At 58.6% G+C, this 25,101-nt stretch carries 23 protein-coding genes and 1 tRNA gene; all 24 read left to right on the top strand.

Annotated features, from left to right (window positions below; translation table 11 throughout):
- Window positions 1-27 precede the first annotated feature (27 nt).
- Window positions 28-1,200 carry a glutamine-hydrolyzing carbamoyl-phosphate synthase small subunit gene (carA, locus tag NB231_RS03780; protein WP_004999864.1) on the top strand — a complete coding sequence of 391 codons (1,173 nt, stop codon included), beginning with the start codon at window positions 28-30 and terminating at the stop codon, window positions 1,198-1,200.
- A 21-nt stretch (window positions 1,201-1,221) separates the two neighbouring features.
- Window positions 1,222-4,443, top strand: coding sequence for a carbamoyl-phosphate synthase large subunit (gene carB / locus NB231_RS03775; protein WP_004999863.1), 3,222 nt, complete (start codon window positions 1,222-1,224; stop codon window positions 4,441-4,443).
- Window positions 4,440-4,916: a transcription elongation factor GreA gene (gene greA / locus NB231_RS03770; protein WP_004999862.1), complete on the top strand. Its 477-nt coding sequence runs from the start codon at window positions 4,440-4,442 to the stop codon at window positions 4,914-4,916. The genes carB and greA overlap by 4 nt, the downstream gene beginning before the upstream one ends.
- 162 nt (window positions 4,917-5,078) lie before the next feature.
- The gene (locus NB231_RS03765) at window positions 5,079-5,351 is read left to right on the top strand and encodes a hypothetical protein (RefSeq protein ID WP_004999861.1); all 273 of its coding nucleotides are present in this window, start codon (window positions 5,079-5,081) and stop codon (window positions 5,349-5,351) included.
- Entirely contained in the window at window positions 5,341-5,970 is a 630-nt protein-coding gene (gene rlmE, locus NB231_RS03760; RefSeq protein WP_198007332.1) for a 23S rRNA (uridine(2552)-2'-O)-methyltransferase RlmE, read from the top strand. The genes NB231_RS03765 and rlmE overlap by 11 nt, the downstream gene beginning before the upstream one ends.
- Window positions 5,971-6,042: 72 nt before the next feature.
- Window positions 6,043-7,983: an ATP-dependent zinc metalloprotease FtsH gene (ftsH, locus tag NB231_RS03755; protein WP_004999858.1), complete on the top strand. Its 1,941-nt coding sequence runs from the start codon at window positions 6,043-6,045 to the stop codon at window positions 7,981-7,983.
- A gap of 11 nt (window positions 7,984-7,994) precedes the next feature.
- Window positions 7,995-8,843 (top strand): dihydropteroate synthase, encoded by an 849-nt coding sequence (gene folP, locus NB231_RS03750; protein ID WP_040663075.1) that lies wholly within the window; start codon window positions 7,995-7,997, stop codon window positions 8,841-8,843.
- Window positions 8,844-8,957: 114 nt separating this feature from the next.
- A complete protein-coding gene (glmM, locus tag NB231_RS03745; RefSeq protein ID WP_004999856.1) occupies window positions 8,958-10,340 on the top strand; it encodes a phosphoglucosamine mutase in 1,383 nt (460 codons plus the stop codon).
- A 41-nt stretch (window positions 10,341-10,381) separates the two neighbouring features.
- Entirely contained in the window at window positions 10,382-11,137 is a 756-nt protein-coding gene (gene tpiA / locus NB231_RS03740) for a triose-phosphate isomerase (RefSeq protein ID WP_040661736.1), read from the top strand.
- Window positions 11,138-11,176: 39 nt separating this feature from the next.
- Window positions 11,177-11,566, top strand: a complete 390-nt coding sequence (gene secG, locus NB231_RS03735; protein ID WP_040661733.1) for a preprotein translocase subunit SecG — start codon at window positions 11,177-11,179, stop codon at window positions 11,564-11,566.
- A 161-nt stretch (window positions 11,567-11,727) separates the two neighbouring features.
- Window positions 11,728-11,812: transfer RNA gene (locus tag NB231_RS03730), tRNA-Leu, on the top strand.
- Window positions 11,813-11,887: 75 nt separating this feature from the next.
- Window positions 11,888-12,244, top strand: a complete 357-nt coding sequence (locus NB231_RS03725; protein WP_004999853.1) for an NADH-quinone oxidoreductase subunit A — start codon at window positions 11,888-11,890, stop codon at window positions 12,242-12,244.
- The gene (locus NB231_RS03720; RefSeq protein ID WP_004999852.1) at window positions 12,235-12,711 is read left to right on the top strand and encodes a NuoB/complex I 20 kDa subunit family protein; all 477 of its coding nucleotides are present in this window, start codon (window positions 12,235-12,237) and stop codon (window positions 12,709-12,711) included. Before NB231_RS03725 ends, NB231_RS03720 begins: the two co-directional genes overlap by 10 nt.
- 12 nt (window positions 12,712-12,723) lie before the next feature.
- Window positions 12,724-13,458 carry an NADH-quinone oxidoreductase subunit C gene (locus NB231_RS03715; protein ID WP_040661730.1) on the top strand — a complete coding sequence of 245 codons (735 nt, stop codon included), beginning with the start codon at window positions 12,724-12,726 and terminating at the stop codon, window positions 13,456-13,458.
- Window positions 13,451-14,704: an NADH-quinone oxidoreductase subunit D gene (locus NB231_RS03710; protein WP_004999850.1), complete on the top strand. Its 1,254-nt coding sequence runs from the start codon at window positions 13,451-13,453 to the stop codon at window positions 14,702-14,704. Before NB231_RS03715 ends, NB231_RS03710 begins: the two co-directional genes overlap by 8 nt.
- Window positions 14,701-15,204 carry an NADH-quinone oxidoreductase subunit NuoE gene (nuoE, locus tag NB231_RS03705; protein WP_004999849.1) on the top strand — a complete coding sequence of 168 codons (504 nt, stop codon included), beginning with the start codon at window positions 14,701-14,703 and terminating at the stop codon, window positions 15,202-15,204. Before NB231_RS03710 ends, nuoE begins: the two co-directional genes overlap by 4 nt.
- Before the next feature lie 2 nt (window positions 15,205-15,206).
- Window positions 15,207-16,490, top strand: coding sequence for an NADH-quinone oxidoreductase subunit NuoF (nuoF, locus tag NB231_RS03700; protein WP_004999848.1), 1,284 nt, complete (start codon window positions 15,207-15,209; stop codon window positions 16,488-16,490).
- Window positions 16,487-18,883 carry an NADH-quinone oxidoreductase subunit NuoG gene (nuoG, locus tag NB231_RS03695; RefSeq protein WP_004999847.1) on the top strand — a complete coding sequence of 799 codons (2,397 nt, stop codon included), beginning with the start codon at window positions 16,487-16,489 and terminating at the stop codon, window positions 18,881-18,883. Before nuoF ends, nuoG begins: the two co-directional genes overlap by 4 nt.
- A gap of 36 nt (window positions 18,884-18,919) precedes the next feature.
- On the top strand, window positions 18,920-19,939 hold the full coding sequence (gene nuoH, locus NB231_RS03690) for an NADH-quinone oxidoreductase subunit NuoH (protein WP_004999846.1): 1,020 nt from the start codon (window positions 18,920-18,922) through the stop codon (window positions 19,937-19,939).
- Between the two features lie 13 nt (window positions 19,940-19,952).
- Window positions 19,953-20,441, top strand: a complete 489-nt coding sequence (gene nuoI / locus NB231_RS03685; protein ID WP_004999845.1) for an NADH-quinone oxidoreductase subunit NuoI — start codon at window positions 19,953-19,955, stop codon at window positions 20,439-20,441.
- A 64-nt stretch (window positions 20,442-20,505) separates the two neighbouring features.
- On the top strand, window positions 20,506-21,111 hold the full coding sequence (locus NB231_RS03680; RefSeq protein ID WP_040663070.1) for an NADH-quinone oxidoreductase subunit J: 606 nt from the start codon (window positions 20,506-20,508) through the stop codon (window positions 21,109-21,111).
- 47 nt (window positions 21,112-21,158) lie between these two features.
- A complete protein-coding gene (nuoK, locus tag NB231_RS03675) occupies window positions 21,159-21,464 on the top strand; it encodes an NADH-quinone oxidoreductase subunit NuoK (RefSeq protein ID WP_004999843.1) in 306 nt (101 codons plus the stop codon).
- A gap of 3 nt (window positions 21,465-21,467) precedes the next feature.
- Window positions 21,468-23,450 carry an NADH-quinone oxidoreductase subunit L gene (nuoL, locus tag NB231_RS03670; RefSeq protein WP_004999842.1) on the top strand — a complete coding sequence of 661 codons (1,983 nt, stop codon included), beginning with the start codon at window positions 21,468-21,470 and terminating at the stop codon, window positions 23,448-23,450.
- A gap of 80 nt (window positions 23,451-23,530) precedes the next feature.
- A complete protein-coding gene (locus tag NB231_RS03665) occupies window positions 23,531-25,036 on the top strand; it encodes an NADH-quinone oxidoreductase subunit M (RefSeq protein WP_004999841.1) in 1,506 nt (501 codons plus the stop codon).
- The last annotated feature ends 65 nt before the right edge of the window (window positions 25,037-25,101 follow it).

The raw sequence follows: 25,101 nt of genomic DNA, 5'->3' as shown, positions 1-25,101 counted from the left end.
CCGTTTTTGTGAGCAGTCGGAGGAGTATTGGACAGGCCCGCAGTTCTCGCGCTCGATGACGGTACCGTGTTCCAGGGTCGAGCCGTCGGCATTGACGGGCAGGTCGTCGGAGAGGTCTGCTTCAACACGGCGATGAGCGGTTACCAGGAAATCTGCACAGATCCTTCCTACGCCCGCCAACTTGTGACGCTTACCTACCCGCACATTGGCAATGTCGGTGCCAACCCACTCGATGATGAGTCGGATAGCGTAAAACTCGCCGGTCTCGTGGTTCGGGACGTGCCACCACGGATGAGCAATTGGCGCGCTCGAGAACCTCTGCAGGCTTATCTCGAGCGAAACAACGTAGTAGCTATTGCCGGCATCGATACACGGCGGCTCACACGCCATCTTCGTGAGCAGGGCGCTCGCAACGGCTGCATCATGACCGGTACAAGTGATGCGCGGAGCGCGGTTGAGGCAGCGCGCTCCTTTCCTGGGCTGCAGGGTATGGATCTCGCTGCCGTGGTTACGACCCGGAAGCCTTATGAATGGCGCCTTGGCAGTTGGTCGCTGGCGTGCGCCGACAGCGAGCCTCCGGCGTGTGCCGACGAGGATTTGCCCTGGCACGTGGTGGCCTACGATTATGGCATTAAGCGCAATATACTTCGCAGGCTGGTCGATCATGGCTGCCGGGTCACTGTGGTACCAGCCCAAACGCCTGTGGCTGAAGTGCTCTCGCTACGTCCCCATGGGGTCGTTCTCTCCAACGGACCCGGGGATCCGCAACCTTGCGGTTACGCTCTTGAGGCCATTCGCGAGTTGCTGGCGGCCAGGCTCCCGCTCTTTGGCATATGCCTTGGCCATCAGTTGCTCGGGCTCGCATGCGGGGCCCGAACGGTAAAGATGAAATTTGGGCATCACGGAGCCAACCACCCCGTTATGGAAGTAGCCACGGGGCGAGTCATGATTTCCACACAGAACCATGGCTTTGCCGTGGATGAGCAGACATTGCCGGCAAACGTGCAGGCCAGCTATCGCTCGCTTTTCGACGGCTCATTGCAGGGCATCCATCTGCGCGATCATCCGGCGTTCGGGTTTCAGGGGCACCCCGAGGCCAGCCCAGGGCCGCATGACCTCGTACCGCTGTTCCAGAACTTCGTGGATTTGATGGCGTCAGGGTCACACGGGCTAGCCACACGGCGGATCGAACGCCGCTGAACCGCCGACACGAGCAAGACGATGCCAAAACGGACCGATATAAGCAGTATTCTCATCATCGGTGCGGGCCCGATCGTGATTGGTCAGGCCTGCGAGTTCGACTATTCGGGTGCCCAAGCTTGTAAAGCCTTGCGGGAGGAAGGCTATCGGGTCGTGCTGGTTAATTCGAATCCGGCAACGATCATGACCGATCCGCAGACCGCCGATCGGGTCTATATCGAGCCGATTAACTGGCGGACCGTTGCCAGTGTGATCGCCCGGGAGCGACCCGACGCCTTGTTGCCTACGATGGGCGGACAGACGGCTCTGAACTGTGCTTTGGATCTCGCTAAGCACGGTGTTCTGGATGAGTACCGCGTGGAGATGATCGGCGCGCGGCAAGCGGCTATCGATAAGGCCGAAGACCGTGAAGCGTTTCGCACCGCAATGGCCGACATCGGGCTGCTCACCCCGCGGGCCCGTATTGCGCATAGTCGGGAGGAGGCGCTGCAGGTCCAGGCCCAGATCGGCTTCCCGACCATCATCCGGCCGTCGTTTACTCTTGGCGGCAGCGGCGGCGGCATTGCCTACAATCGCGAGGAATTTGTCGAGATCGTCGAGTGTGGCCTGGACCTCTCGCCCACCAACGAGGTGCTGTTGGAGGAGTCGGTGCTCGGCTGGAAAGAATACGAGCTGGAGGTGGTGCGGGATCATAGTGATAACTGCATCATCATCTGTTCGATCGAGAACGTGGATTCGATGGGTATCCACACGGGTGATTCCATTACCGTGGCGCCGGCGCAGACCTTGACCGACAAGGAATACCAGCTCATGCGCGATGCCGCCATCGCGGTGTTGCGCGAGATCGGGGTCGAAACCGGGGGCTCCAACGTGCAGTTCGCGGTCAACCCGGCTAACGGTCAGATGGTCGTCATCGAGATGAATCCACGGGTCTCCCGCTCCTCGGCCTTGGCATCCAAAGCGACCGGTTTTCCGATCGCTAGAGTGGCGGCCAAGCTCGCGGTTGGGTACACGCTCGATGAATTGCGCAATGAAATCACCGGTGGTGCCACGCCGACTTCCTTCGAACCCACCATCGACTATGTTGTGACCAAGATTCCCCGCTTCACCTTCGAGAAGTTCCAGAATGCGCAACCCGTGCTCACCACCCAAATGAAGTCGGTGGGGGAGATCATGGCCATCGGGCGCACCTTCCAGGAATCCTTCCAGAAGGCGCTGCGAGGGTTGGAGAATGACCTGGACGGTCTGGATGAGCGGACGGATTTCGAGTCCGAGGAGGCTCATGCTCGAATCATCCACGAGCTGCGGGTTCCCGGGCCGGAGCGCATTCTTTGGATCGGTGATGCCCTGCGGGCCGGTTATTCGGTGGAACGCGTTTATGAGCTCACCGCCATCGATCCTTGGTTTTTGGCGCAGATTCAAGAACTGATCGAGGTGGAGAATACCGTGCGGCAGCTGGGCGAGCAGGCCCTGGAGCGGACGAGTCTGTTCGCGCTCAAGCAGCGCGGCTTCTCTGATGGTCGGCTCGCAAAGCTGCTTGGTCTCACCGAGGCCGAGGTGCGTCGTCGCCGCCATGCGCTCGCCATTCGCCCGGTCTACAAACGGGTGGATTCCTGCGCCGCGGAGTTCGCGAGCAGCACCGCTTATTTGTATTCCACCTATGAGGAGGAGTGCGAGGCCAAGCCCACCCAACGCAAGAAGATCATCGTGTTAGGCGGGGGCCCCAATCGGATCGGTCAGGGGATCGAGTTCGATTACTGCTGTGTGCATGCTGCCCTTGCCATGCGCGAGGATGGTTATGAGAGTATTATCGTCAACTGCAATCCGGAGACGGTCTCCACCGACTATGACACATCGGACCGGCTCTACTTCGAGCCGTTGACCTTGGAAGATGTGCTCGAGATCGTGGAGAAAGAGCAACCCAGCGGAGTGATCGTCCAATACGGTGGTCAGACCCCGTTGAAACTGGCCCGCGCTCTGGAAGCCTACGGCGCACCCATCATCGGTACATCGCCCGAATCCATCGATCTGGCGGAGGATCGGGAGCGTTTCCAGCATTTGATCAGCCAACTTGGCTTGCAACAGCCGCCGAATCGCTCGGCTGTTGCGGTCGAGCAAGCGCTGGATCTGGCGCGCCAGATCGGTTATCCACTGGTGGTGCGTCCGTCCTATGTGCTCGGTGGTCGGGCCATGGAGATCGTCTACGAGGATGCGGACTTGCTGCAATACATGCGGGAAGCGGTGAAGGTCTCTCCGGAGGCGCCTGTGCTGCTGGATCGATTTCTCGACGATGCCGTCGAAGTGGACGTGGATGCCGTCTGCGACGGGCACGATGTCCTCATTGGCGGCATAATGGAACACATCGAGCAGGCGGGCGTGCACTCGGGCGATTCAGCCTGCTCCCTACCGGCTTACACGCTCTCAGCGACAATCGGTGAACGGCTGCGCGAGCAGGTGCGGCTGCTTGCGATCAAGTTGGGCGTAATCGGCCTGATGAACACTCAGTTTGCCATCAAGGACGATGAAATCTACCTTCTCGAAGTCAACCCTAGGGCATCCCGTACCGTGCCCTTCGTTGCCAAGGCCACCGGGCTCGCCTTGGCGAAGATCGCCGCCCGCTGTATGGCAGGCCGCAGCCTTGCAGAGCAGGGCTGTACCCAAGAAGTGATCCCGGCCTACTATTCGGTCAAAGAAGCTGTATTCCCGTTTGTCAAGTTTCCGGGGGTGGATCCGATTTTGGGCCCGGAGATGAAGTCCACCGGCGAAGTGATGGGTATCGGCCGTTCGTTCGGTGAAGCGTACGCCAAATCGCAGTCCGCCGCCGGCGTGGAATTGCCGCGCCGAGGCCGCGCCTTTGTGAGCGTGCGCGATACCGACAAACCGTCCATCATTGCGGTGGCACGCGAGCTCGTTCAGCGCGGATTTAGCTTGCTTGCCACCGGTGGGACGGGACGGGCACTGCATGCGGCAGGGATTGACTGCGAGCTGATCAATAAGGTTGCCGAAGGGCGTCCGCATATAGTGGATGCTATAAAGAACGATAGCGTCGATTTGATAATCAATACAACCGAGGGCAGGCAGGCTATTGCCGATTCCTTCTCTATCCGGCGCGAGGCGCTGCAAGGCAAGGTGTGTTACACGACGACCATCGCCGGCGCACGGGCAACCGTACTAGCGTTGGATTACTTGGATTCGGGTGCCGTGATCTCGCTCCAGGAGCTTTATCGGGAGGCGACGGCATGAGCAGGAGGCCACTGACCGTGCGGGGTGCGCAGATGCTCAAAGAGGAGTTGGCGCGGCTCAAAACCCGGGAGAGACCTAAAATTGTCCGGGCGATTGCCGAGGCGCGGGCCCACGGTGACCTCAAAGAGAACGCGGAATACCATGCGGCCCGCGAACAGCAGAGTTTGCTCGAGGGACGTATTGCCGAGCTTGAAGAGAAACTCGCTAATGCTCAGATTATCGATGTGCGCAGCCTTTCGGCCGATGGTAAGGTGGTCTTCGGTGTGACGGTCGTGTTGGCTGAGGAGAGCAGCGGTGATGAAATGACTTACCAGATCGTCGGCGAGGACGAGGCGGATATCAAGCACGGTAAGGTCTCGATCCACTCGCCCATCGCGCGTGCTCTGATCGGCAAGGAGGAAGGCGAGATCGTAGAAGTGCGAGCACCGGCAGGGAATCGCAGCTATGAAATCGTCGAGGTTCGCTACGAGTAAGAAGCCAAGCCGATAATATAAGGTATTGAGATAATATCCGTGCGCGTGCTTGCGCAGCACATGCAGGGCTCGGGCGGGCTCGTAACACCATCTCGCAGGGCTGCGTTGGCGAGCCTTTGCAACAGCAACAGAAGGGGCCACAAACGCATGGAGAGGTCGCGTATGAGGCCCATTGCAGCCGATAACAACAGTTGGATGGCGCATTTCGATCCGGTTAAGCTCGATCTGGCGGTAGTGCTTTTGGTTGCCTTGGGCACAACGTTCGTGATTGTTCGGCTCGATGCTCCGCATTGGCTTGAATTCCTGATTGTGGCGGCGGTTGGGCTGGGTAGCGGCGGGTGGCTTGCGCTGCACACACGCCGAGTCGTGCGCGCCGCCGAGGCCCAAGCGCTAGAACCCATGCATGAGAGACCGGGGCGGGATGATGACCCGTAGCCGAACCAGCAGCCGATGGTTGAAGGCGCATTTTAACGACGCATGTGTGCGGGCGGCGCATAAGCAGGGCTATCGTTCGCGAGCCGTGTATAAGCTCCTTGAAATCGATCAACGGGATCGGCTATTGCACCGGGGTATGACGGTGATCGACCTGGGCGCCGCGCCCGGAAGCTGGAGTCAGTACTGCGTTGAGCGCCTCGGGGCGACGGGTCGGGTGATTGCGCTGGATATCTTGCCCATGCAGCCGTTGCCTGGTGTGGAGGTGCTTCAGGCTGATTTTCGCGACGCCAAGACGTTGACTGAACTGATAAATCGCGTGGAAGGGCGGCCAGTGCACCTTGTTTTGTCGGATATGGCGCCCAATATTTCAGGCGTGACGGCTATTGATCAGCCCCGCGCTATGCGGCTCGCCGAGGAGGCGTTGGAATTGGCATGCCAAGTGCTCGTTGGCAATGGCAGCTTCCTGATCAAGGGGTTTCAAGGTGAGGGCTTCGATGATTATCTACAAAGGCTGCGCGAGTGCTTCCGTAAGGTTGTCATCCGTAAGCCCAAGGCTTCGCGCGAGCGTTCGCGGGAAGTCTATTTGTTGGCCCGCCATGCCGTCTGTAGTAAGGTCTGATTTAGGGTTCCACCCACACGGCCGGTGGTGCAGCCGGCGACTAATCGATCGAGGTGCTTAGCCTTGAATGATATGGCGAAGAATCTGATCCTCTGGGTGGTCATCGCCATCGTGCTGATGTCCGTTTTCAGTAACTTTCAGGATCAGACGATGACATCCCCCGAGCTCGCCTATTCCCAGTTTCTCGACGAGGTGAAGCAGGGCAAAGTAGAGCAGGTCACCATCAAGGGGCAAACCATCCGGGGTCGGACCGCGACCGGGGAAACGTTTAGTACATACAGTCCGGAGACGGACAACGAGGCGATGATCGGCACGCTCCTGGACCACGGGGTGCAGATTCGAGCGGAGCAGCCGGAAGGTCGGAGCATGCTCCTGCAGATTCTGATCTCGTGGTTTCCGTTTCTGCTGCTGATCGGCGTCTGGATCTACTTCATGCGGCAAATGCAAGGGGGTGGTGGTGGCCGCGGGGCTATGTCCTTCGGTAAAAGCCGTGCCCGAATGATGTCCGAGGAGCAGATCAAGGTCACATTCGCCGATGTGGCTGGGGTCGAGGAAGCAAAGCAGGATGTTGTCGAGCTGGTTGAATTCCTCCGCGACCCAGCCAAGTTCCAGCGTTTGGGCGGGCGCATTCCCAAGGGTGTATTGCTGGTGGGTCCCCCAGGGACCGGTAAGACGCTGCTCGCCAAGGCGATTGCAGGCGAGGCAAGGGTGCCCTTTTTCACGATTTCCGGATCGGATTTCGTAGAGATGTTCGTCGGCGTTGGTGCCGCCCGTGTGCGTGACATGTTCGCGCAAGCCAAAAAGCATGCGCCGTGCATCATCTTTATCGATGAGCTCGATGCGGTAGGCCGCCAGCGCGGTGCCGGGCTGGGCGGTGGTCATGATGAGCGCGAGCAGACGCTGAACCAGATGCTGGTGGAGATGGACGGCTTCGAGGGCAGCGAGGGAATCATCGTCATCGCGGCGACCAACCGCCCGGATGTGCTGGACCCGGCGTTGCTTCGCCCGGGCCGTTTAGACCGACAGGTAGTGGTGCCGTTGCCCGACGTTCGGGGCCGTGAACAGATCCTCAAAGTGCATATGGCCAAGGTGCCCTTCTTGGAGGATGTTGATATCCGGACCATTGCCCGCGGCACACCGGGGTTCTCGGGCGCGGATCTAGCGAATCTCGTGAACGAGGCTGCTTTGTTTGCTGCCCGCCGGAATAAGCGTCTGGTCGACCAGCATGATTTCGAGGATGCCAAGGACAAGATCATGATGGGCGCCGAGCGCAAGTCCATGGTCATGAGCGAAGACGAGAAACGCTTGACGGCTTATCATGAGGCGGGCCATACCGTGGTCGGGTTGCTATCGCCCGAGCATGACCCGGTCCATAAGGTGACCATCATACCGCGCGGCCGAGCACTGGGCGTGACCATGTTCCTGCCCGAAGAGGACCGGTATAGCTACACTAAGCAGCGGCTCAACAGCCGATTGGCCAGTCTTTTTGGCGGACGCCTCGCCGAGGAGATGATCTTTGGCCGGGATCGCGTCACTACGGGAGCTCAGAACGATATTCAGAATGCCACCGAGATAGCCCGCAACATGGTTACGAAATGGGGGCTGTCCGATCGTATGGGTCCGCTTGCCTATGGCGAGGATGAAGGCGAGGTGTTCTTGGGCCACACCGTGACCCAGCACAAGCAGATCTCCGATGAGACTGCCCATGCTATCGATGAGGAGGTCAGGCGCATCATTGACGAGAACTACCGTCGAGCCAAGCAGATTCTCGAGGAGAATATCGACAAGCTGACGAACATGGCGGACGGACTAATTAAATACGAAACGCTGGATCGTGAGCAGATCGATGACATCATGAATGGGCGTCCGCCGCGGCCGCCTAAGGACTGGGAAGGTGGTCCGACCTCACCATCGGGCGCCGGTGGTGTTGACATCGATAAGCGGCCTGGCGAGAAGGCACCGGATGACAAGCCCGGAGGCAAGATCGGCGGCAGGCCAGCCAGTGAGCATTGACCGAGGAGCTCATGCGGGCGGCCACAACGATGGTGCTCGATTGTGCCGGCAAACTGCTTGATCTATCATCGCCTCGCGTGATGGGTGTATTGAATGTCACCCCCGATTCCTTCTCGGACGGGGGTGATTTTTTTTCCCAGAAAACCGCTATCGCTCGGGCGTGGAGCATGGTGGAGGAAGGCGCGGCAATTATCGATGTGGGTGGCGAATCCAGCCGTCCAGGTGCCGCAGAGATAACGGTCGCCGAGGAACTGCGACGCGTACTACCGGTGATCGAGGCATTGGCACGAGAACTGCCGGTGCCTGTTTCGTTGGATTCCACCAAGCCGGAAGTGATGCGTGCGGCTGCCTGTGCCGGTGCCGGGCTAATTAACGATATCATGGCGCTGCAGCGTCCGGGGGCGCTGGCTGCCGCTGTGGAAACGGGTTTGCCGATTTGCCTGGTTCACATGCAAGGCACTCCCCGAACCATGCAGGTGAATCCGCATTACGATGACGCAGTAGAGGACATTCACCGTTTTTTCGTGACGCGAATCCTGGCCTGTGAAGTGGCTGGGATACCCGCTGGACGGCTGCTCATTGATCCGGGCTTTGGTTTTGGCAAAAGGATGCTGGATAACCTGCACTTGCTGAGAGCGCTCAATCGTTTTTGTGATCTGGGATTGCCAGTGCTGGTGGGATTTTCCCGTAAATCTTTTCTGGGCGATCTTACCAAGCGACCGGTTTCCGAGCGGTTGGCAAGCGGTTTGGTAGCGGGTGTGCTCGCCGTGCTCAAAGGCGCGCGGATTATCCGTACCCACGACGTTGCAGCGACGGTCGAGGCGTTGCAAATCGTCGAGCAGGTATACTACCAAAGCTGAGAACGGGTAGGTGCTATTGAGGGTTCGGTTCGCGATCTGCGGATGAGTTACGAGCCATGATGAGTTGAAAGCACCAACCTTTTAAACAATCGCGCGGAAATTAGGGATTCTTCCATGGACAAGCGCTATTTTGGAACGGACGGTATCAGGGGGCGAGTCGGTGAATTCCCGATAACGCCGGATTTCATGCTCAGGCTGGGGTGGTCCGCCGGCCGCGTTCTCTCCGATTGTAGCGCCAGTAAGCAAGTGCTCATCGGCAAAGATACGCGGATCTCGAACTATATGTTCGAGTCGGCACTTCAGGCCGGTTTATCTGCGGCGGGAATAAACATACAACTGCTGGGTCCCATGCCGACCCCAGCCATCGCTTACCTTACTCGGGCGTTGCAGGCCAATGCAGGCATTGTAATCAGCGCTTCTCATAATCCCCACTACGACAACGGTATCAAATTCTTCTCCACCGCGGGACGCAAGCTCGACGATGAGACAGAGTTGGCCATCGAGGCGGCTATCGAGGAGCCGCTTACTACCGTCGCCTCGAGGCGACTCGGAAAGGCCTATCGGATGGTGGACGCTCCGGGCCGCTATATTGAGTTTTGCAAGCATTCCGTGCCTTTCGGCACCCGCCTGGATGACTTTAAGCTGGTCGTCGATTGTGCAAACGGTGCCGGTTATCAAGTGGCCCCGGCCGTGTTTCGCGAACTCGGAGCGAAAGTGGATTGCCTCGGAGTGGCGCCGGATGGGCTCAATATCAATGTTGATTGTGGCTCGTTGCACCTCGGCCGCTTGCAGCAGGCGGTTGTGAACAGCGGTGCGGATGCGGGAATCGCCTTGGACGGTGACGGCGATCGGGTCATTATGGTGGACGAGTCCGGAGCCGTGCTCGACGGTGACGAATTGCTTTGGGTTATCGCGCGCGATCGACAGCGACAGGGAACGCTGCGTGGACCGGTGGTTGGCACTGTCATGACCAATCTGGGTCTGGAGCAGGCGCTCGGCGCGTTAGGCGTAGCGTTGCTCCGCGCCAAGGTCGGTGATCGTTATGTATTGGAAATGTTGCTTGAGCACCACGGCGCTGTGGGGGGTGAGTCATCCGGCCATATTATCTGTCTGGATCGCACGAGCACTGGCGATGGCATCGTTTCCGCCCTGCAGGTGCTTCACTGCATGAGTGCATCGAGACAGCCGCTCAGTCGATTGCGTGAAGGAATGACCAAACTACCGCAGCACATGGTGAGTGTTCCTGTGGCGCGGCGCTTGGATCCGTTCGAAGTGCCCGCTATTGTTACTGCGGTGCGGGAGATCGAGACCGAGCTCGGCAAGCATGGCCGAGTATTGTTGCGCTCTTCGGGCACTGAGCCGGTTGTTCGGGTAATGATCGAAGGCCAGGATCGCCAGCGCGTGCAGCGACTGACGGAGCAGTTGGCGGCCCGGGTAGCCGAAGCCTTGCCTGCCTACCGGCCACCGCCGATTGATTTCGAGCTAAGCGAAGGGTAACCTTGCCGCCACTTTCACAGGAACGGGGTCCGCCGAGTCTGATGCGTACAACGTTAATTGCCGGGAATTGGAAGATGAACGGGTCGCGCGAGCGTACCCGAGAGTTGATACGAGCCATCGTTGCGGGGCTCCAGCCAAATCCGAATTACGAGATCGTCATCTGTCCAAGCTTCGTTTTTCTCCCTGATGCAGCAGAAACGCTGGCGGCCAGCTGTGTCGGCTTGGGCGCTCAAAACGTCTGTGACCAGGACCAGGGGGCCTACACTGGAGAGGTGGCTGGAGATATGCTGGCTGAGCTCGGCTGTCGTTGGGCCATCGTGGGGCACTCCGAGCGACGGCAACTCTATGGCGAGACTAATGCGTTGGTGGCCAGCCGCTTTGCTGCCGCGCAGCGCCACCGTTTGACGCCGATTTTCTGTGTCGGCGAAACGCTTGAGGAGCGCGAAGCGGGGGCAACGGAGGCGGTCCTCGACGAGCAGCTGCGTGCCGTGTTCGACCATCAGGGCGCCCAGGCGTTTCGCTCCGCAATTATTGCCTACGAACCGGTTTGGGCTATTGGAACGGGGCGTACCGCCACCCCGGAACAGGCGCAAGGAGTCCACGCCTATATTCGTAGTCGAGTAGCGGAGCATGATGCCGGCACAGCGGCCGAGCTGCGAATTCTCTACGGTGGCAGTGTAAAGCCGGAGAATGCCCAGACTCTATTTGAACAGCCGGATGTCGACGGTGGGCTTATTGGCGGGGCCTCGCTCCAGGCGGAAGATTTTCTGGCTATCTGCCAAGCCGGCAATTGTTAACGAGGGCACGCCTCATCCAATGTTAGGAACGCGGGATTTATGTACACCGCTATTTTAATCGCCCATCTTGTCATTGCCGTTACGCTTATCGGCCTCGTGCTGCTTCAGCACGGGAAAGGAGCAGATGCTGGTGCCGCTTTCGGTAGCGGCGCATCGGCTACCGTGTTCGGAGCCCGCGGTTCTACTTCTTTCCTAAGTAAAATAACGGCGCTCTTTGCGGCTGGTTTTTTTTGCACCAGCCTAGTGCTAGCCATGCTCGCGGGTAGCTATCGCCAGCCGCACAGTGTTGTCGATCGCGGTGCGGAGCAAAGCGAGCCGCCAGCGCCGCAGCAAGAGCGGCCATCTCCAGCTCAGACCACATCTGAAGCGTTGCCCGGGCCTGCGCCTGATACGACGCCCGCGCCGCCGCCTCCCCCGAACAGCCCGTAGTGGTCTCGACAATTGCCGAGTGCGGACTCGGCTGATAAAATGATGCGCTTTGGCTACAGTTTGCGCCTAGACTTTGGCCGTCGATATTTGGTGAGCAAGGCCTTGTTCCGGTGGCATATTTTGATTGAAAAGGTCTGGCAAAATAGCTTGTTGACGATCACGCGGATGTGGTGGAACTGGTAGACACGCTGTCTTGAGGGGGCAGTGGCGCAAGCCGTGCCGGTTCGAGTCCGGCCATCCGCACCATACATCAATCCGTTTTACCGGCATGTAACCCGAATCACTGGGCCTGTTGCGCTCGGTTACGAGGAATAGTTCTTCATGCTTGAGAGTTATTTGCCAATTCTCGTCTTTCTCGTGATTGCCGGCTTTGCCGGCTTGGCACCGCTTGTGGCCGGGCTAGTCCTTGCACCACGGCGTCCGGACGAGAACAAGCTCTCGCCTTACGAATGCGGATTCGAGGCGTTTGAAGACTCTCGAATGAAATTTGATGTGCGCTATTACCTCGTCGCTATCCTGTTCATCATTTTTGACCTGGAAATCGCTTTTCTTTTCCCGTGGGCTGTCGTACTGGACCAGGTGGGTCTGTTCGGTTTCGTGGCCATGGCGATTTTCGTGGGCATCCTTTTAATCGGGTTTCTCTACGAGTGGAAAAAAGGGGCGCTGGAATGGGAATAGAAGGCGTTCTCGAGCGAGGCGTTGTCACAACCTCGGCGGACAAGCTGATCAATTGGGCGCGGACGGGGTCGTTGTGGCCGATGACTTTTGGCCTGGCCTGCTGTGCCGTGGAGATGATGCATGCCGGCGCCTCGCGCTACGACTTGGATCGGTTCGGTATCGTGTTCCGACCGTCGCCGCGGCAGTCGGACGTGATGATCGTGGCCGGCACGCTAGTGAATAAAATGGCGCCGGCTTTGCGTCGGGTCTACGACCAGATGGCCGATCCGAAATGGGTAATCTCCATGGGTTCTTGTGCCAATGGTGGTGGCTACTATCACTACTCTTATGCGGTGGTGCGCGGGTGTGATCGAATCGTGCCAGTGGATGTGTACGTACCCGGCTGCCCGCCGACGGCCGAGGCGCTCCTGTTCGGCATCATTCAATTGCAGAAAAAGATCCGCCGTACCAATACGATCGCCCGCTGAGAGGGATACCTCATGGCTGTTGCAGTGGAACAATTAGCCGGCCACATCGAGCAGGCATTAGACGGCCGGGTCAGCGAATCGCAAATTCATTGCGGCGAGCTCACGCTCGTGGTCAAGCCAGCCGAGCTGATGCCGGTGATGCGGGTGTTGCGTGATAACGAAGCCTTCCGCTTCGATCAGCTCATTGATATCACCGGCGTGGATTATGCGGCCTATGGCCAGGATGAATGGATTACCGAGCAAGCCAGTGCGACCGGGTTTAGCCGAGGCGTCGATGGTTTTACGACCGGACGCTTGGGGCTCACCGGGATCTATGGCGTGCACGAGATCAAGTCTAATACGGGCCGCCGTTTCGCGGCCGTTTACCATTTGCTCTCGGTTGCTTTGAATCAGCGAGTGCGCGTACGTGCTTTTTGTGAGGATGATAATTTCCCCATGCTTGACTCCATTACCTCGATCTGGAGTTGTGCCGACTGGTTCGAGCGCGAGGCATTCGATTTGTTTGGCATTATTTTTGATGGTCATCCGGATTTGCGGCGAATTCTCACCGACTACGGCTTTGTTGGCCACCCCTTCCGTAAAGATTTTCCGTTGATCGGCAATGTGGAGGTCCGCTATGACGAGGATCGTCAGCGTGTGGTCTACGAGCCGGTGAGCATTGCCCCGCGCGTGCTTGTGCCGCGGGTCATTCGTAAAGATAACCGCTATGCCGATTGGGTATCGGAGGAAAACCGCGACGATGCCTGAGATCAGCAGTTACACCGTCAATTTTGGGCCTCAGCATCCTGCGGCGCATGGCGTGCTGCGGTTGGTTCTGGAGATGGATGGGGAGGTGGTTCGGCGGGTCGATCCGCACATCGGTCTGTTGCATCGCGCAACGGAAAAGCTCGCTGAGACCAAGCCGTTCAATCAGAGCATCGGCTACATGGATCGACTGGACTACGTATCCATGATGTGCAACGAGCACGCCTATGTGCTCGCCATCGAAAAGCTGCTGGGCCTCGAACCGCCGCTGCGAGCGCAGTACATTCGGGTGCTCTTCGACGAGCTCACGCGAATCCTGAACCACCTGCTCTGGCTGGGAGCGCACGCGCTCGATGTGGGTGCCATGACGGTGTTTCTGTATTGTTTCGCTAAACGTGAGGACCTCATGGACTGCTATGAGGCCGTTTCTGGCACCCGAATGCACGCGACCTATTATCGCCCGGGTGGAGTATACCGGGATTTGCCAATGCGGATGCCGCATTACCAGCCCTCGCCGAAGCGCTCGCAGAAGGATTTGGAGCGTCTCAATCGCGCCCGCCAAGGTTCGATGCTGGACTATATCGAGCACTTCGCGGCGGAGTTCCCGCACTGCATCGATGAGTACGAGACCCTGCTGACCGACAATCGCATCTGGAAGCAGCGCTTGGTGGACGTGGCCGTGGTAGACCCGGAGCGAGCCCTACAGCTTGGCTTCACCGGCCCCATGCTGCGCGGCTCCGGCGTTGAATGGGACCTGCGCAAGAAACAGCCCTACGCGGTTTATGATCAACTGGCCTTCGATATCCCCGTGGGAACCAACGGTGATTGCTATGATCGCTACTTGGTCCGAGTCGAGGAAATGCGCCAGAGCGTGCGCCTTATCACGCAGTGCGTCGATTGGTTACGCGCCAACCCCGGCCCCGTAATGGTTGCCGACCACAAGGTTGCACCGCCTTCCCGCGAGGAGATGAAGGACGATATGGAATCGCTCATTCATCACTTCAAGCTTTTCACAGAGGGCTATTGCGTGCCGGAAGGCGAAGCCTATGCAGCCGTGGAAGCACCTAAGGGCGAGTTTGGCGCTTATATCGTTTCCGATGGCGCCAACAAGCCCTATCGACTCAAATTGCGTGCTCCGGGTTTCGCGCATCTGGCGGCCATGGACGAGATGAGTCGTGGTCATATGCTGGCTGATGTGGTCACCATCATCGGCACGCTGGATGTCGTTTTCGGGGAGATCGATCGGTGAAGCGCGAGTCTTTGTCAGAGAAACACCTCAGCGCCGAACAGCGCAGCGAAATCGATCATTGGCTTGCTAAGTTTCCCGGCGAAGGTAAGCGTTCGGCCGTGATTCCCGCCTTGCACATTGCCCAGGAAGGTAATGGCGGTTGGCTCAGCCGAGAGCTGATGGAGGCCGTTGCCGAGTATCTCGAGCTGCCTCCGGTAGCCGTCTATGAAGTGGGAACTTTCTACTCGATGTTCGATCTCAAGCCCACCGGGCGCCACAAGGTCAATATTTGCACCAACATCTCCTGTCTGTTACGTGGTGCCGAGCGCATTGTCGAGCACGTTGAGAATAAGCTTGGTATTTCGGTGGGGGAGACGACCGCCGACGGCCGCATAACTCTCAAAGGGGAAGAGGAGTGTCTGGCCGCCTGCGCCGCCGCACCGATGATGTTGGTGGATGAGGAGTATCACGTTGATCTTACCCCGGAGAAAGTGGACGAGATTCTGGACAAGTTGGAGTAGCCATGACAAACGAGGTCTGCTTCGCGACACTCCGATTCGACCGGCCTTGGACGCTCGATAACTACCGTAAAGTAGGCGGCTATCAAGCGCTACAGAAGCTCTTCGAGCAAAAGGTCAAGCCGGAGGAGGTGATTGAGGAAATCAAGCGCTCCGCCCTGCGGGGACGGGGGGGGGCTGGCTTTCCGACCGGCATCAAGTGGAGTTTCATGCCCCGCAACGCGCCGGGGCAAAAATACATCGTTTGCAACTCCGATGAGTCGGAACCGGGAACCTGTAAAGATCGCGACATCCTGCGCTATAACCCGCATGCCCTCATCGAGGGCATGGTCATCGCCGGTTACGCCATGGGTGTTAGCGTCGGGTACAACTACCTGCGTGGAGAGTTCATGCGTGAGCCTTTTCAACGGATGGAGCAGGCGTTGGACGAGGCACGGGCGGCCGGCTATATCGGTGAGAACATCCAGGGTCGTGGTTTCGGCTTCCAATTGCACAATGTCTATGGAGCCGGCGCCTATATTTGCGGCGAGGAGAGCGGGTTGCTCGAGTCTTTGGAAGGCAAAAAGGGCATGCCGCGCTACAAACCACCGTTTCCGGCGCAGTTCGGTCTCTACGGGCGGCCGACGACAGTGAACAACACGGAGACTTTCGCCTCGGTGCCCTCGATCATCCGCAACGGCGCCGAGTGGTTTCTCGAGCTCGGCAGGCCGAACAACGGCGGTGTCAAGTGCTTCTCCGTCTCGGGCCACGTGGTCAAGCCGGGTAATTACGAGGTTCCTCTAGGAACCCCATTCCGTGAGCTGCTGAAGATGGCGGGCGGGGTTCGTGATGAACACAAGCTCAAAGCCGTGATCCCCGGTGGTTCGTCGATGCCGATGGTGCCGGGAGATCAGATGCTCGAACTCGACATGGATTACGACAGCCTTGTGAAGGCCGGCTCCGGCCTAGGTTCCGGCGGGGTGGTGGTCATGGACGAGACCACCGATATGATCAAAGTTATCTTGCGGATATCCCGTTTTTATTATGCTGAGTCCTGCGGCCAATGCACCCCTTGTCGCGAAGGCTGTGGTTGGATGTATCGAGTGATCAAGCGAATCTACGAAGGCAAAGGGCGCATGGCGGATCTGGAGCTGCTTGAATCGGCGGCGGGGCAGATTGCCGGGCATACGATTTGCGCCTTCGGCGAGGCGGCGGCCTGGCCGGTGCAAAGCGTGCTCAAGCACTGGCGTAACGAGTTCGTGCACTACATCGAGCATAAGCGCTCGGTCGTCGAGGAGCGTGCCGCATGAATGCGCGAGTCGATCGGAGCGAGCCGGAGATGGTGACCCTCGAGGTCGACGGCGTGGAGTTGCAGGCTCCGAAGGGTTCGATGCTGATCCAGGCCACCGACCCGGCCGGCATCGATATCCCGCGTTTTTGCTACCATCGCAAGCTCTCCATCGCCGCCAACTGCCGTATGTGCCTGGTAGAAGTGGAGCGCGCACCCAAACCGTTGCCAGCCTGCGCGACGCCCGTGGCCGAGGGCATGAAAGTATGGACCCGGTCCAAGGGCGCGGTGGCCGCGCAACGCGGCGTCATGGAGTTCCTGCTGATCAATCACCCGTTGGACTGCCCCATCTGCGACCAAGGCGGCGAGTGCGAGCTGCAAGACCTCTCTATGGGTTTTGGGCGCAGCCTGTCCCGGTTTAGCGAGCGCAAGCGAGTGGTCAAGGACGAGGATCTCGGCCCGCTGGTCGCCACGGAGATGACCCGCTGTATCCACTGCACGCGCTGTGTCCGTTTCTTGGACGAGATTGCCGGTCAATATGAGCTCGGTGGCATGTACCGCGGAGAGCATATGGAGATTAGTACCTTTTCCGGACGGGGCGTGCGCTCGGAGCTCTCGGGCAACATCATCGATCTTTGTCCCGTCGGAGCACTCACCTCCAAGCCTTTCCGGTTCCGGGCGCGGGCTTGGGAGATGCTGAGTCATCCGGGTATCGCACCGCACGATGCCATCGGCTCGAATCTCTATATCCACCAGGTGCAAGGGACGGTCAAACGCGTGGTGCCGCGGGATAATGAGAAGATCAATGAGAGTTGGATCGCCGATCGCGACCGTTTCAGCTACGAGGGGGTTTACAGCCCGGATCGTCTGCAGCGTCCGTTACTGCGACGAGGCGATACATGGGAGGAGGTCAAGTGGCAAGATGCCTTGCAAGCTACGGTAATGGGGCTGCAGCGGACGGTCGGGGAGTATGGGACCGAGCAACTTGGCGCTTGGGTATCACCGAGCGCTACGCTCGAGGAGATGTATCTGCTCGGGCGGCTGTTGCGCGGGCTTGGCTGCCACAACATCGACCATCGGCTGCGTCAAGCCGATTTCCGCGATGATACGGTTGCGCCCGCCTTCCCTTATTTGGGCTTGCCGCTCGTGGATGTTGAACGGCTCGATGCTGCTCTGGTGATCGGTTCTTATACACGGTGGGATTTGCCGCTTTTCAATCATCGCTTACGCAAGGCCGCGCTCGCGGGCGGTAAGGTGATGTTTTTGAACCCGCGGGCGTTCGACTGGAACTTTCCGCTTGCCGATGAATACGTCGTGTCGGTCCGAGACTTCGCCGTGGAGCTTGCGTTGATTGTGGCGGCATTGGCCGAGTACAAGGCTGTTGCGCGTCCCGAACGGCTGGATACCTGGCTGGCGCGACGTGCGCCAACTGCCGTGCACCGGCGTATTGCCGAGCGCTTAGCGCAGGGCGAGCGCAGTGGCGTGTTCGTAGGCGCGCTTGTTGAAGCGCACCCGGCGGGCGCCGAACTTCGGGCTTTGGCGGCGTTGTTGGCCGAGCTCTCTGGCAGCGGCTACGGCGTGCTCTCTCAGGGCGCTAACAGTGCTGGGGCTTGGCAGGTGGGCGCCATTCCGCAGCGCCAGCCGGGGCACGCGGGCAAGTCGGGCCTGAATCTGCGCCAGATGATCGAGGAGCCGCGCCGCGGCTTGATCCTGTTCAATGTCGAGCCGGAGTTTGATTGCTGGGACAGTGCTGCGGCCCAGCAAGCGGTGGCGGCGGCCGAGTTTGTGCTGGTGTTTTCGCCTTATGTGACCGAAGCCATGCGTGCCTATGCCGATGTGATTCTGCCGATGGCGACGTTTACTGAAACGGCGGGTACGTTCGTCAACGCAGAGGGCCTCTGGCAGAGCTTCTCCGGTCTGACCAAGCCGCCTGGCGAGGCACGACCGGCTTGGCGCATCTTGCGTGTACTGGGCAATCAGCTCGGACTCGAAGGGTTTGAATATAACGCCCCCAACGAGATTTATAGCGAGATTCGCGAGCTCATCGATCATGGCACGCCACCGGCGCTGCCGAAGTGGCAGCCCGCGGGACTGGAGCCGGTGAAGTTGGATGGATTGCTGCGTGTGGGTACGACTGGGATCTATGCACTTGACCCGCTGGTACGCCGAGCCGCTGCGCTGCAGCGCACGGTACAGGCCGATGATGCCCTGGCCTATCTGGCTCCGCAGACGGCGGCACGGCTAGGGATTGAGGGGGGCGCCCAGGTACGCGTTTGCCAGCGCAGTCAAGCCGTACAGCTAAGGGCCCACTTAGACCCGGATTTGCCAGCGGACACAGTCTGGATTTCGGCTGGGCTATCCGCCACTGCGGCGCTGGGGCCGATGATCGGTCAGTTGACTGTAGAGTGCCTCTAAGGCGATCGCAGCACGGATAAAGCGACGAGAATAATTATGGCGGAATTTGCAAACCTCGTCTGGATCGTAGCGAAGATCGTTGCGCTGGTGGTGCCGCTGTTCATAGCGGTGGCCTATATGACCTATGCCGAGCGCAGAGTGATCGGCTGGATCCAATGGCGCAAGGGACCTAACCGGGTAGGCATCTATGGGTTACTACAACCCATTGCCGATGCTTGCAAGCTGCTGATGAAGGAAGTGGTGATTCCACAGAACGCCAATCGCTTCCTGTTCCTTTTGGCGCCGTTATTCTCTATCATTCCGGCGCTGGCGGCCTGGGCTGTGCTGCCGCTGGGTGATGGTTTGGTGGTGGCCGATATAGATGCGGGGTTGCTGTATGTATTGGCTATGACCTCCATGGGCGTCTACGGGGTCATAGTGGCCGGTTGGGCATCGAACTCCAAGTACGCGCTGATTGGGGCAATGCGCGCCGGCGCCCAAGTGGTCTCCTATGAGATTGCCATGGGCTTTGCGCTCGTGGGGGTTCTCATGGCGGCGGGCAGCCTCAATATGAGCGAGATCGTGCACGCTCAGCAAGGTCCGTTTTGGAACTGGTTCTGGCTGCCGTTGCTGCCGTTGTTCATCGTCTATTGGGTCTCGGGCGTGGCAGAGACCAACCGGCTGCCTTTTGACGTGGCCGAAGGAGAATCCGAGATCGTTGCCGGCTTCCATGTGGAGTACTCGGGGATGGCCTTCGCCATCTTCTTTCTCGCCGAATACGCCAACATGATCTTGATTGCGGGCTTGGCGACCATTCTATTCCTTGGTGGCTGGTATTCCCCATTCCATGGGATTGGCTACCTCGGGCCGATATTCGATCTCGTTCCCGGGACGCTATGGTTTTGCCTCAAGGCGGGCTTCTTTCTGTTCGGCTATTTTTGGTTTCGCGGCACATTCCCGCGCTATCGCTACGATCAGATCATGCGCCTGGGATGGAAAGTGCTGATTCCGGTGACGGTAGTCTGGCTGGTAGTGGAATCGGTGTTTATCTTGACCGGCTTCGGGCCCTGGTTCTGATCGGAGGTGCGGTATGCAGGCAATTCGGGATTTATTCAATAGCTTCTTGCTGATCGAGTTGCTCCAGGGGTTGCGCCTTACTGGCCGGCATCTTTTTACCCGCAAGTACACGGTCGAATATCCGGAGGAGCGGGCGCCGCAGTCGCCGCGTTTTCGTGGCTTGCACGCGCTGCGCCGCTATCCCAATGGTGAGGAGCGCTGCATTGCCTGCAAGCTCTGTGAAGCAGTTTGCCCGGCGCTGGCAATCACCATCGAGGCCGAACCCCGCGCCGATGGCACGCGCCGTACGACCCGCTATGATATCGATCTGTTCAAATGCATCTACTGCGGTTTCTGTGAAGAGTCCTGCCCCGTGGACTCGATCGTAGAGACCCGAATCTACGAGTACCACTTCGAGCGTCGCGGCGAGAACATCATCCATAAACAGGAGTTGCTCGCACTCGGCGATCAGTACGAACAGCAACTCGCCAAGGACCGCGCGGCGGACGCACCCTATCGTTGAGAAATCGGACCCAAAAGGCCCACGGCATGAATACGGACAAACGACTGGGAGCGTTAGGCAGGTGATCGAGCTTTTGCTTTTCTACGTATTCGCAGCGGTTCTGTTATTCGCTGCAACCATGGTCATCACGGCCAAGAACCCAGTGCACTCCGCCTTGTTCTTGGTGTTGGCTTTTTTCAACAGCGCTGCTTTGTGGCTGATGGCGGAAGCCGAATTCTTGGGGATTGCGCTCGTGTTGGTTTATGTCGGCGCCGTCATGGTGCTGTTCTTGTTCGTGGTAATGATGCTCGATATCAATCTCGCCCCGATGCGCGAGGGCTTTGCGCGTTACCTTCCCATCGGTGCTTTGGTGGGATGCGTAATGGTCGTGGAGATGGCGCTGGTGGTGGGTTCGAAAGACGTGAACCTGATCCACGGTGGGCCCGTTACGAGCGCGGCCGAGGGTGTGGGTATGAGTAATACCAAGGCGCTCGGTAGTGTGCTGTACACAGTCTATGCCTATCCTTTCGAAATCGCCTCAGTCGTGCTTCTGGTGGCCATCGTCGCCGCCATCATGCTGACGCATCGCCGGCGGCCGGGGACCAAGCAGCAGAATATCGATCGCCAGGTTCGGGTACGCAAAGAACAGCGATTGCGGATTGTCACGATGGCGCCGGAGAAGCGCAAGTAACCAACCCCAGCGCATCAGCAGCCGACTCGGACAGTTAGGATCACACTATGGTGGAGCTATCCAATTATCTCGTGCTCGGGGCGATTCTGTTCAGCCTCGGGATGGCCGGCATTTTTCTAAATCGGAAAAACGTCATCATCCTGCTGATGTCTATCGAGCTTATGTTGCTGGCAGTGAATTTCAACTTCATCGCCTTCTCGCACTATTTGGCGGATATCCAGGGTCAAGTATTCGTGTTTTTCATTCTGACAGTCGCAGCCGCCGAATCGGCCATTGGCCTGGCTATCTTGGTCGTCTTGTTCCGTAACACCAATACCATCAACGTGGGCGATCTGGACAGCATGAAGGGTTGATGCATGGAAATCGTATACCTCGCCATAACGCTGGCGCCGTTGATCGGTGCAGCCACCGTTGGTCTGTTCGGGCGCAGGCTCGGGCGGCAGCGCTCGCATCGGGTGACCATCGCCGCGGTGAGTCTCTCCTGCCTGCTGTCCCTGTTCGTTCTAAGCCGCTTCGCCTGGGGAGAGCTTGAGCCCTACAACGAGACTGTCTATACATGGGCGGTTGCCGGCGGGTTGCATATGGAGATCGGTTTCCTGATCGATCCGCTCAGCGCATTGATGATGGCGGTCGTCACCTTCGTCTCATTGATGGTGCACATTTATACCATCGGTTACATGCACGACGATGCCGGTTATCAGCGTTTCTTTAGTTACATTAATCTATTTACCTTCGCCATGCTTATGTTGGTTATGGCGAACAACTTTTTGCAGTTGTTTTTCGGTTGGGAAGCCGTGGGCTTGGTCTCGTATCTGCTGATCGGGTTTTGGTTCACGCGGGAGAGCGCCGTTTTCGCCAGCCTGAAGGCTTTTTTAGTCAACCGAATCGGCGATATAGGCTTCTTGCTGGGGATCGCACTGCTGCTGGCCTATTTCGGCAGCCTGGATTATCAGCAGGTCTTCGCGGCCGCGCAGGCGCAGCCGGCTCAGATGATTACCGTCCTGCCTGGACTAAACTGGTCTGTGATCACCTTCGCCTGCATCTTGCTCTTCGTCGGCGCGATGGGTAAATCGGCGCAAATCCCGTTGCATGTCTGGTTGCCGGACTCGATGGAAGGCCCCACGCCTATATCCGCCCTGATTCACGCCGCTACGATGGTGACGGCTGGCATCTTCATGGTGGCGCGCATGTCGCCCCTGTTCGAGCTCTCCGATACGGCGCTGTCGGTGGTGCTGATATTCGGCGCCCTGACGGCGTTCTTGATGGGTTTGGTGGGCCTCGTGCAAAACGACATCAAACGTGTCATCGCCTATTCGACGCTCTCGCAGCTTGGTTACATGTTCGTCGCGCTGGGGGCTTCAGCCTATGCGGTGGGCATCTTCCACCTCATGACCCACGCCTTTTTCAAGGCGCTGTTGTTTCTGGCCGCCGGGGCCGTCATCGTGGCGCTGCACCATGAGCAGGACATGCGCAAGATGGGCAATCTGCGGCGCTACCTGCCGATTACGCATCTCACGATGCTGATGGGCACGCTGGCTTTGGTCGCCGCACCGCTGTTCTCCGGCTACTACTCGAAGGATCTCATTATCGAGGCGGTGCACGAGGCGCACCGTGGTGGTGCCACACTCGCCTATTGGCTCGTTTTGCTGAGCGTGTACGTGACGGCGTTGTACAGCTTCCGACTCTATTTCTTGGTCTTCTGGGGCAAGGAGCGTATCGATCCCCATGCCAAGGAGCATATGGCCCATCTGCCGCGTTATGTGCTCAGAGCCATGGAATGGCCGCTGATCCTGCTGGCCATTCCTTCGGTCGTGATCGGTTATCTCACGGTCGAACCCCTCGTGTTCGGAGACTTCTTCGGCCAAGCGCTGTTCGTAGCGGAGCCGCACGACGTACTCCATGAAATGGGTCGGAGCTTCCATGGATCATGGAGTTTCGCGCTGCACGCAGTCGCGGGCCCGGCGCTGTACCTTGCGCTCGCGGGGTTTCTGAGCGCCTGGTTTTTCTATATGGTCCGTCCTGGGCTGTTGCCGTCGATTCGCGATCGCTTCGCGACGCTCTATACCATTTTGGCCCGTAAATACGGCTTTGACGAACTTTATATCGACGGTATCGCCGCTTCCTCCAGGTCGGTTGCGCGGCTGCTATGGCAAGTGGGAGACGCTCGGCTCATCGACGGAATGATGGTCAACGGTACAGCGAGGACCATCGGTCGCTTTGCCGCTATGATCCGAGGATTGCAGACCGGGTATTTATATCATTATGCCTTCGTTATGATCCTCGGCCTGTTGGTTCTGCTTACCTGGTTTATCGGCGATTGGCGCGGGTGGTTTGTTTGAGCACGACCGCGCTGGGCTGACGTGGGGCTTTATATAACCCGGCAGCGGTGGCACTGCGATGGATATCTGGAGGTTGACCCTTGCTGAGCTTGCTGATTTGGCTACCGATACTCGGTGGAATACTGGTGTTAGCCGCCGGTGAGCGTTCCCAAGGCACAACGGCGCGTTGGCTGGCGCTGGGCACCGGTGGTGTCGTTTTTCTGCTGAGTTCCGCGCTGTATTTCGGGTTCGAAATCGGCACGCCGGCCATGCAATTCGTGGAGCGCCTGGCCTGGATTCCGGCCTTCGAGGTCTACTATCACCTCGGTGTGGATGGGATCTCCATGCCGTTGATTCTGCTCACCACCTTCGCAACCGTCTTGGTCATCATCGCCGGCTGGGAGGTTATTCAATACAAACAGACTCAGTACTTGGCCGCTTTCCTGATCATGGAAGGCTTGATGGTGGGCGTATTCAGCGCCTTGGATGCGATCCTATTTTACGTATTCTGGGAGGCGATGTTGGTGCCGATGTTCCTGATCATCGGCATTTGGGGCGGTCCGAACCGAATTTACGCTACCATAAAGTTTTTCCTTTACACCTTCATGGGCTCGGTGCTCATGCTGGTTGCGCTCATCTACTTACGTTATCAAACCGACAGCTTCGGCATCCTCGATTTTCACGGCACGGCATTGGCGCTGAGCCAGCAGGTGCTGATCTTCCTGGCCTTCCTGGTGGCCTTTGCCGTGAAGGTGCCCATGTGGCCCGTGCATACCTGGCTTCCGGATGCCCACGTGGAGGCACCAACCGGCGGTTCGGTAATACTGGCGGCGATTATGTTGAAGATCGGCGCGTACGGCTTTCTGCGATTCAGCTTGCCGATCACACCCGCGGCCAGTATGGAGCTGGCGTGGCTGCTCATCGCGCTTTCGCTGATAGCCGTGGTCTATATCGGGCTGGTTGCGATCGTGCAAGAGGACATGAAAAAGCTGATCGCTTATTCTTCGGTCGCCCATATGGGTTTCGTGACTTTGGGCTTTTTCGCGATTTTCGATATTTTCGCGCACACGGGTGGAGTCGAGGGTAGCGGTGGTGCCGTGATGGCGCTTGAAGGGGGCGTGGTACAGATGATCTCCCATGGGTTCGTCTCGGGCGCCCTGTTTCTCTGTGTCGGCGTTCTCTATGATCGGGTTCATTCCCGATTGATCAAGGATTATGGGGGCGTGGCCAACCGGATGCCGATATTTGCGGCTTTTTTCGTGTTGTTCGCCATGGCCAACGTCGGCCTTCCGGGAACGTCTGGTTTCGTCGGCGAGTTCATGGTGATCCTCGCCAGCTTCCAGGCCAATTTCTGGTATGCCGCACTCGCCGCACTCACCTTGATTTTGGGAGCGGCTTATACTCTTTGGCTGATCAAGCGGGTCGTTTATGGCGAAGTGGCCAATGCTCAAGTGGCGGCGCTCACTGATCTCAATGCCCGCGAGTTCATCGTGCTCGGGGTACTCGCGGGCGCCGTGTTGTTATTGGGGATCTGGCCGGCGCCATTGATCGAGGTGATGGAGCCTTCGCTGCAACATCTTCTGCAGCAAGTGACCGCAACACCATGAGGGCCTATCGGCAGATCAGCCAGGCCTTGCCCACTTTATTAGCGACTCATGGAACCCGAGGAGAG

It is taken from the genome of Nitrococcus mobilis Nb-231, from assembly GCF_000153205.1.
GTDB classification, from domain to species: Bacteria; Pseudomonadota; Gammaproteobacteria; order Nitrococcales; family Nitrococcaceae; genus Nitrococcus; species Nitrococcus mobilis.
The sequence above is the reverse complement of the archived record's forward strand: the minus strand, read 5'-3'. Positions and strand labels throughout refer to the sequence as shown.

Coding starts and splice junctions, on each gene's coding strand:
- nuoL (WP_004999842.1), top strand. CDS start 21,468: ATGGAAATCGTATACCTCGCCATAACGCTGGCGCCGTTGATCGGTGCA.
- NB231_RS03710 (WP_004999850.1), top strand. CDS start 13,451: ATGCCTGAGATCAGCAGTTACACCGTCAATTTTGGGCCTCAGCATCCT.
- carB (WP_004999863.1), top strand. CDS start 1,222: ATGCCAAAACGGACCGATATAAGCAGTATTCTCATCATCGGTGCGGGC.
- nuoF (WP_004999848.1), top strand. CDS start 15,207: ATGACAAACGAGGTCTGCTTCGCGACACTCCGATTCGACCGGCCTTGG.
- nuoH (WP_004999846.1), top strand. CDS start 18,920: ATGGCGGAATTTGCAAACCTCGTCTGGATCGTAGCGAAGATCGTTGCG.
- glmM (WP_004999856.1), top strand. CDS start 8,958: ATGGACAAGCGCTATTTTGGAACGGACGGTATCAGGGGGCGAGTCGGT.
- secG (WP_040661733.1), top strand. CDS start 11,177: ATGTACACCGCTATTTTAATCGCCCATCTTGTCATTGCCGTTACGCTT.
- nuoI (WP_004999845.1), top strand. CDS start 19,953: ATGCAGGCAATTCGGGATTTATTCAATAGCTTCTTGCTGATCGAGTTG.
- folP (WP_040663075.1), top strand. CDS start 7,995: ATGCGGGCGGCCACAACGATGGTGCTCGATTGTGCCGGCAAACTGCTT.
- NB231_RS03725 (WP_004999853.1), top strand. CDS start 11,888: ATGCTTGAGAGTTATTTGCCAATTCTCGTCTTTCTCGTGATTGCCGGC.
- rlmE (WP_198007332.1), top strand. CDS start 5,341: ATGACCCGTAGCCGAACCAGCAGCCGATGGTTGAAGGCGCATTTTAAC.
- nuoK (WP_004999843.1), top strand. CDS start 21,159: ATGGTGGAGCTATCCAATTATCTCGTGCTCGGGGCGATTCTGTTCAGC.
- NB231_RS03720 (WP_004999852.1), top strand. CDS start 12,235: ATGGGAATAGAAGGCGTTCTCGAGCGAGGCGTTGTCACAACCTCGGCG.
- ftsH (WP_004999858.1), top strand. CDS start 6,043: ATGGCGAAGAATCTGATCCTCTGGGTGGTCATCGCCATCGTGCTGATG.
- nuoG (WP_004999847.1), top strand. CDS start 16,487: ATGAATGCGCGAGTCGATCGGAGCGAGCCGGAGATGGTGACCCTCGAG.
- NB231_RS03765 (WP_004999861.1), top strand. CDS start 5,079: ATGAGGCCCATTGCAGCCGATAACAACAGTTGGATGGCGCATTTCGAT.
- greA (WP_004999862.1), top strand. CDS start 4,440: ATGAGCAGGAGGCCACTGACCGTGCGGGGTGCGCAGATGCTCAAAGAG.
- tpiA (WP_040661736.1), top strand. CDS start 10,382: ATGCGTACAACGTTAATTGCCGGGAATTGGAAGATGAACGGGTCGCGC.
- NB231_RS03715 (WP_040661730.1), top strand. CDS start 12,724: ATGGCTGTTGCAGTGGAACAATTAGCCGGCCACATCGAGCAGGCATTA.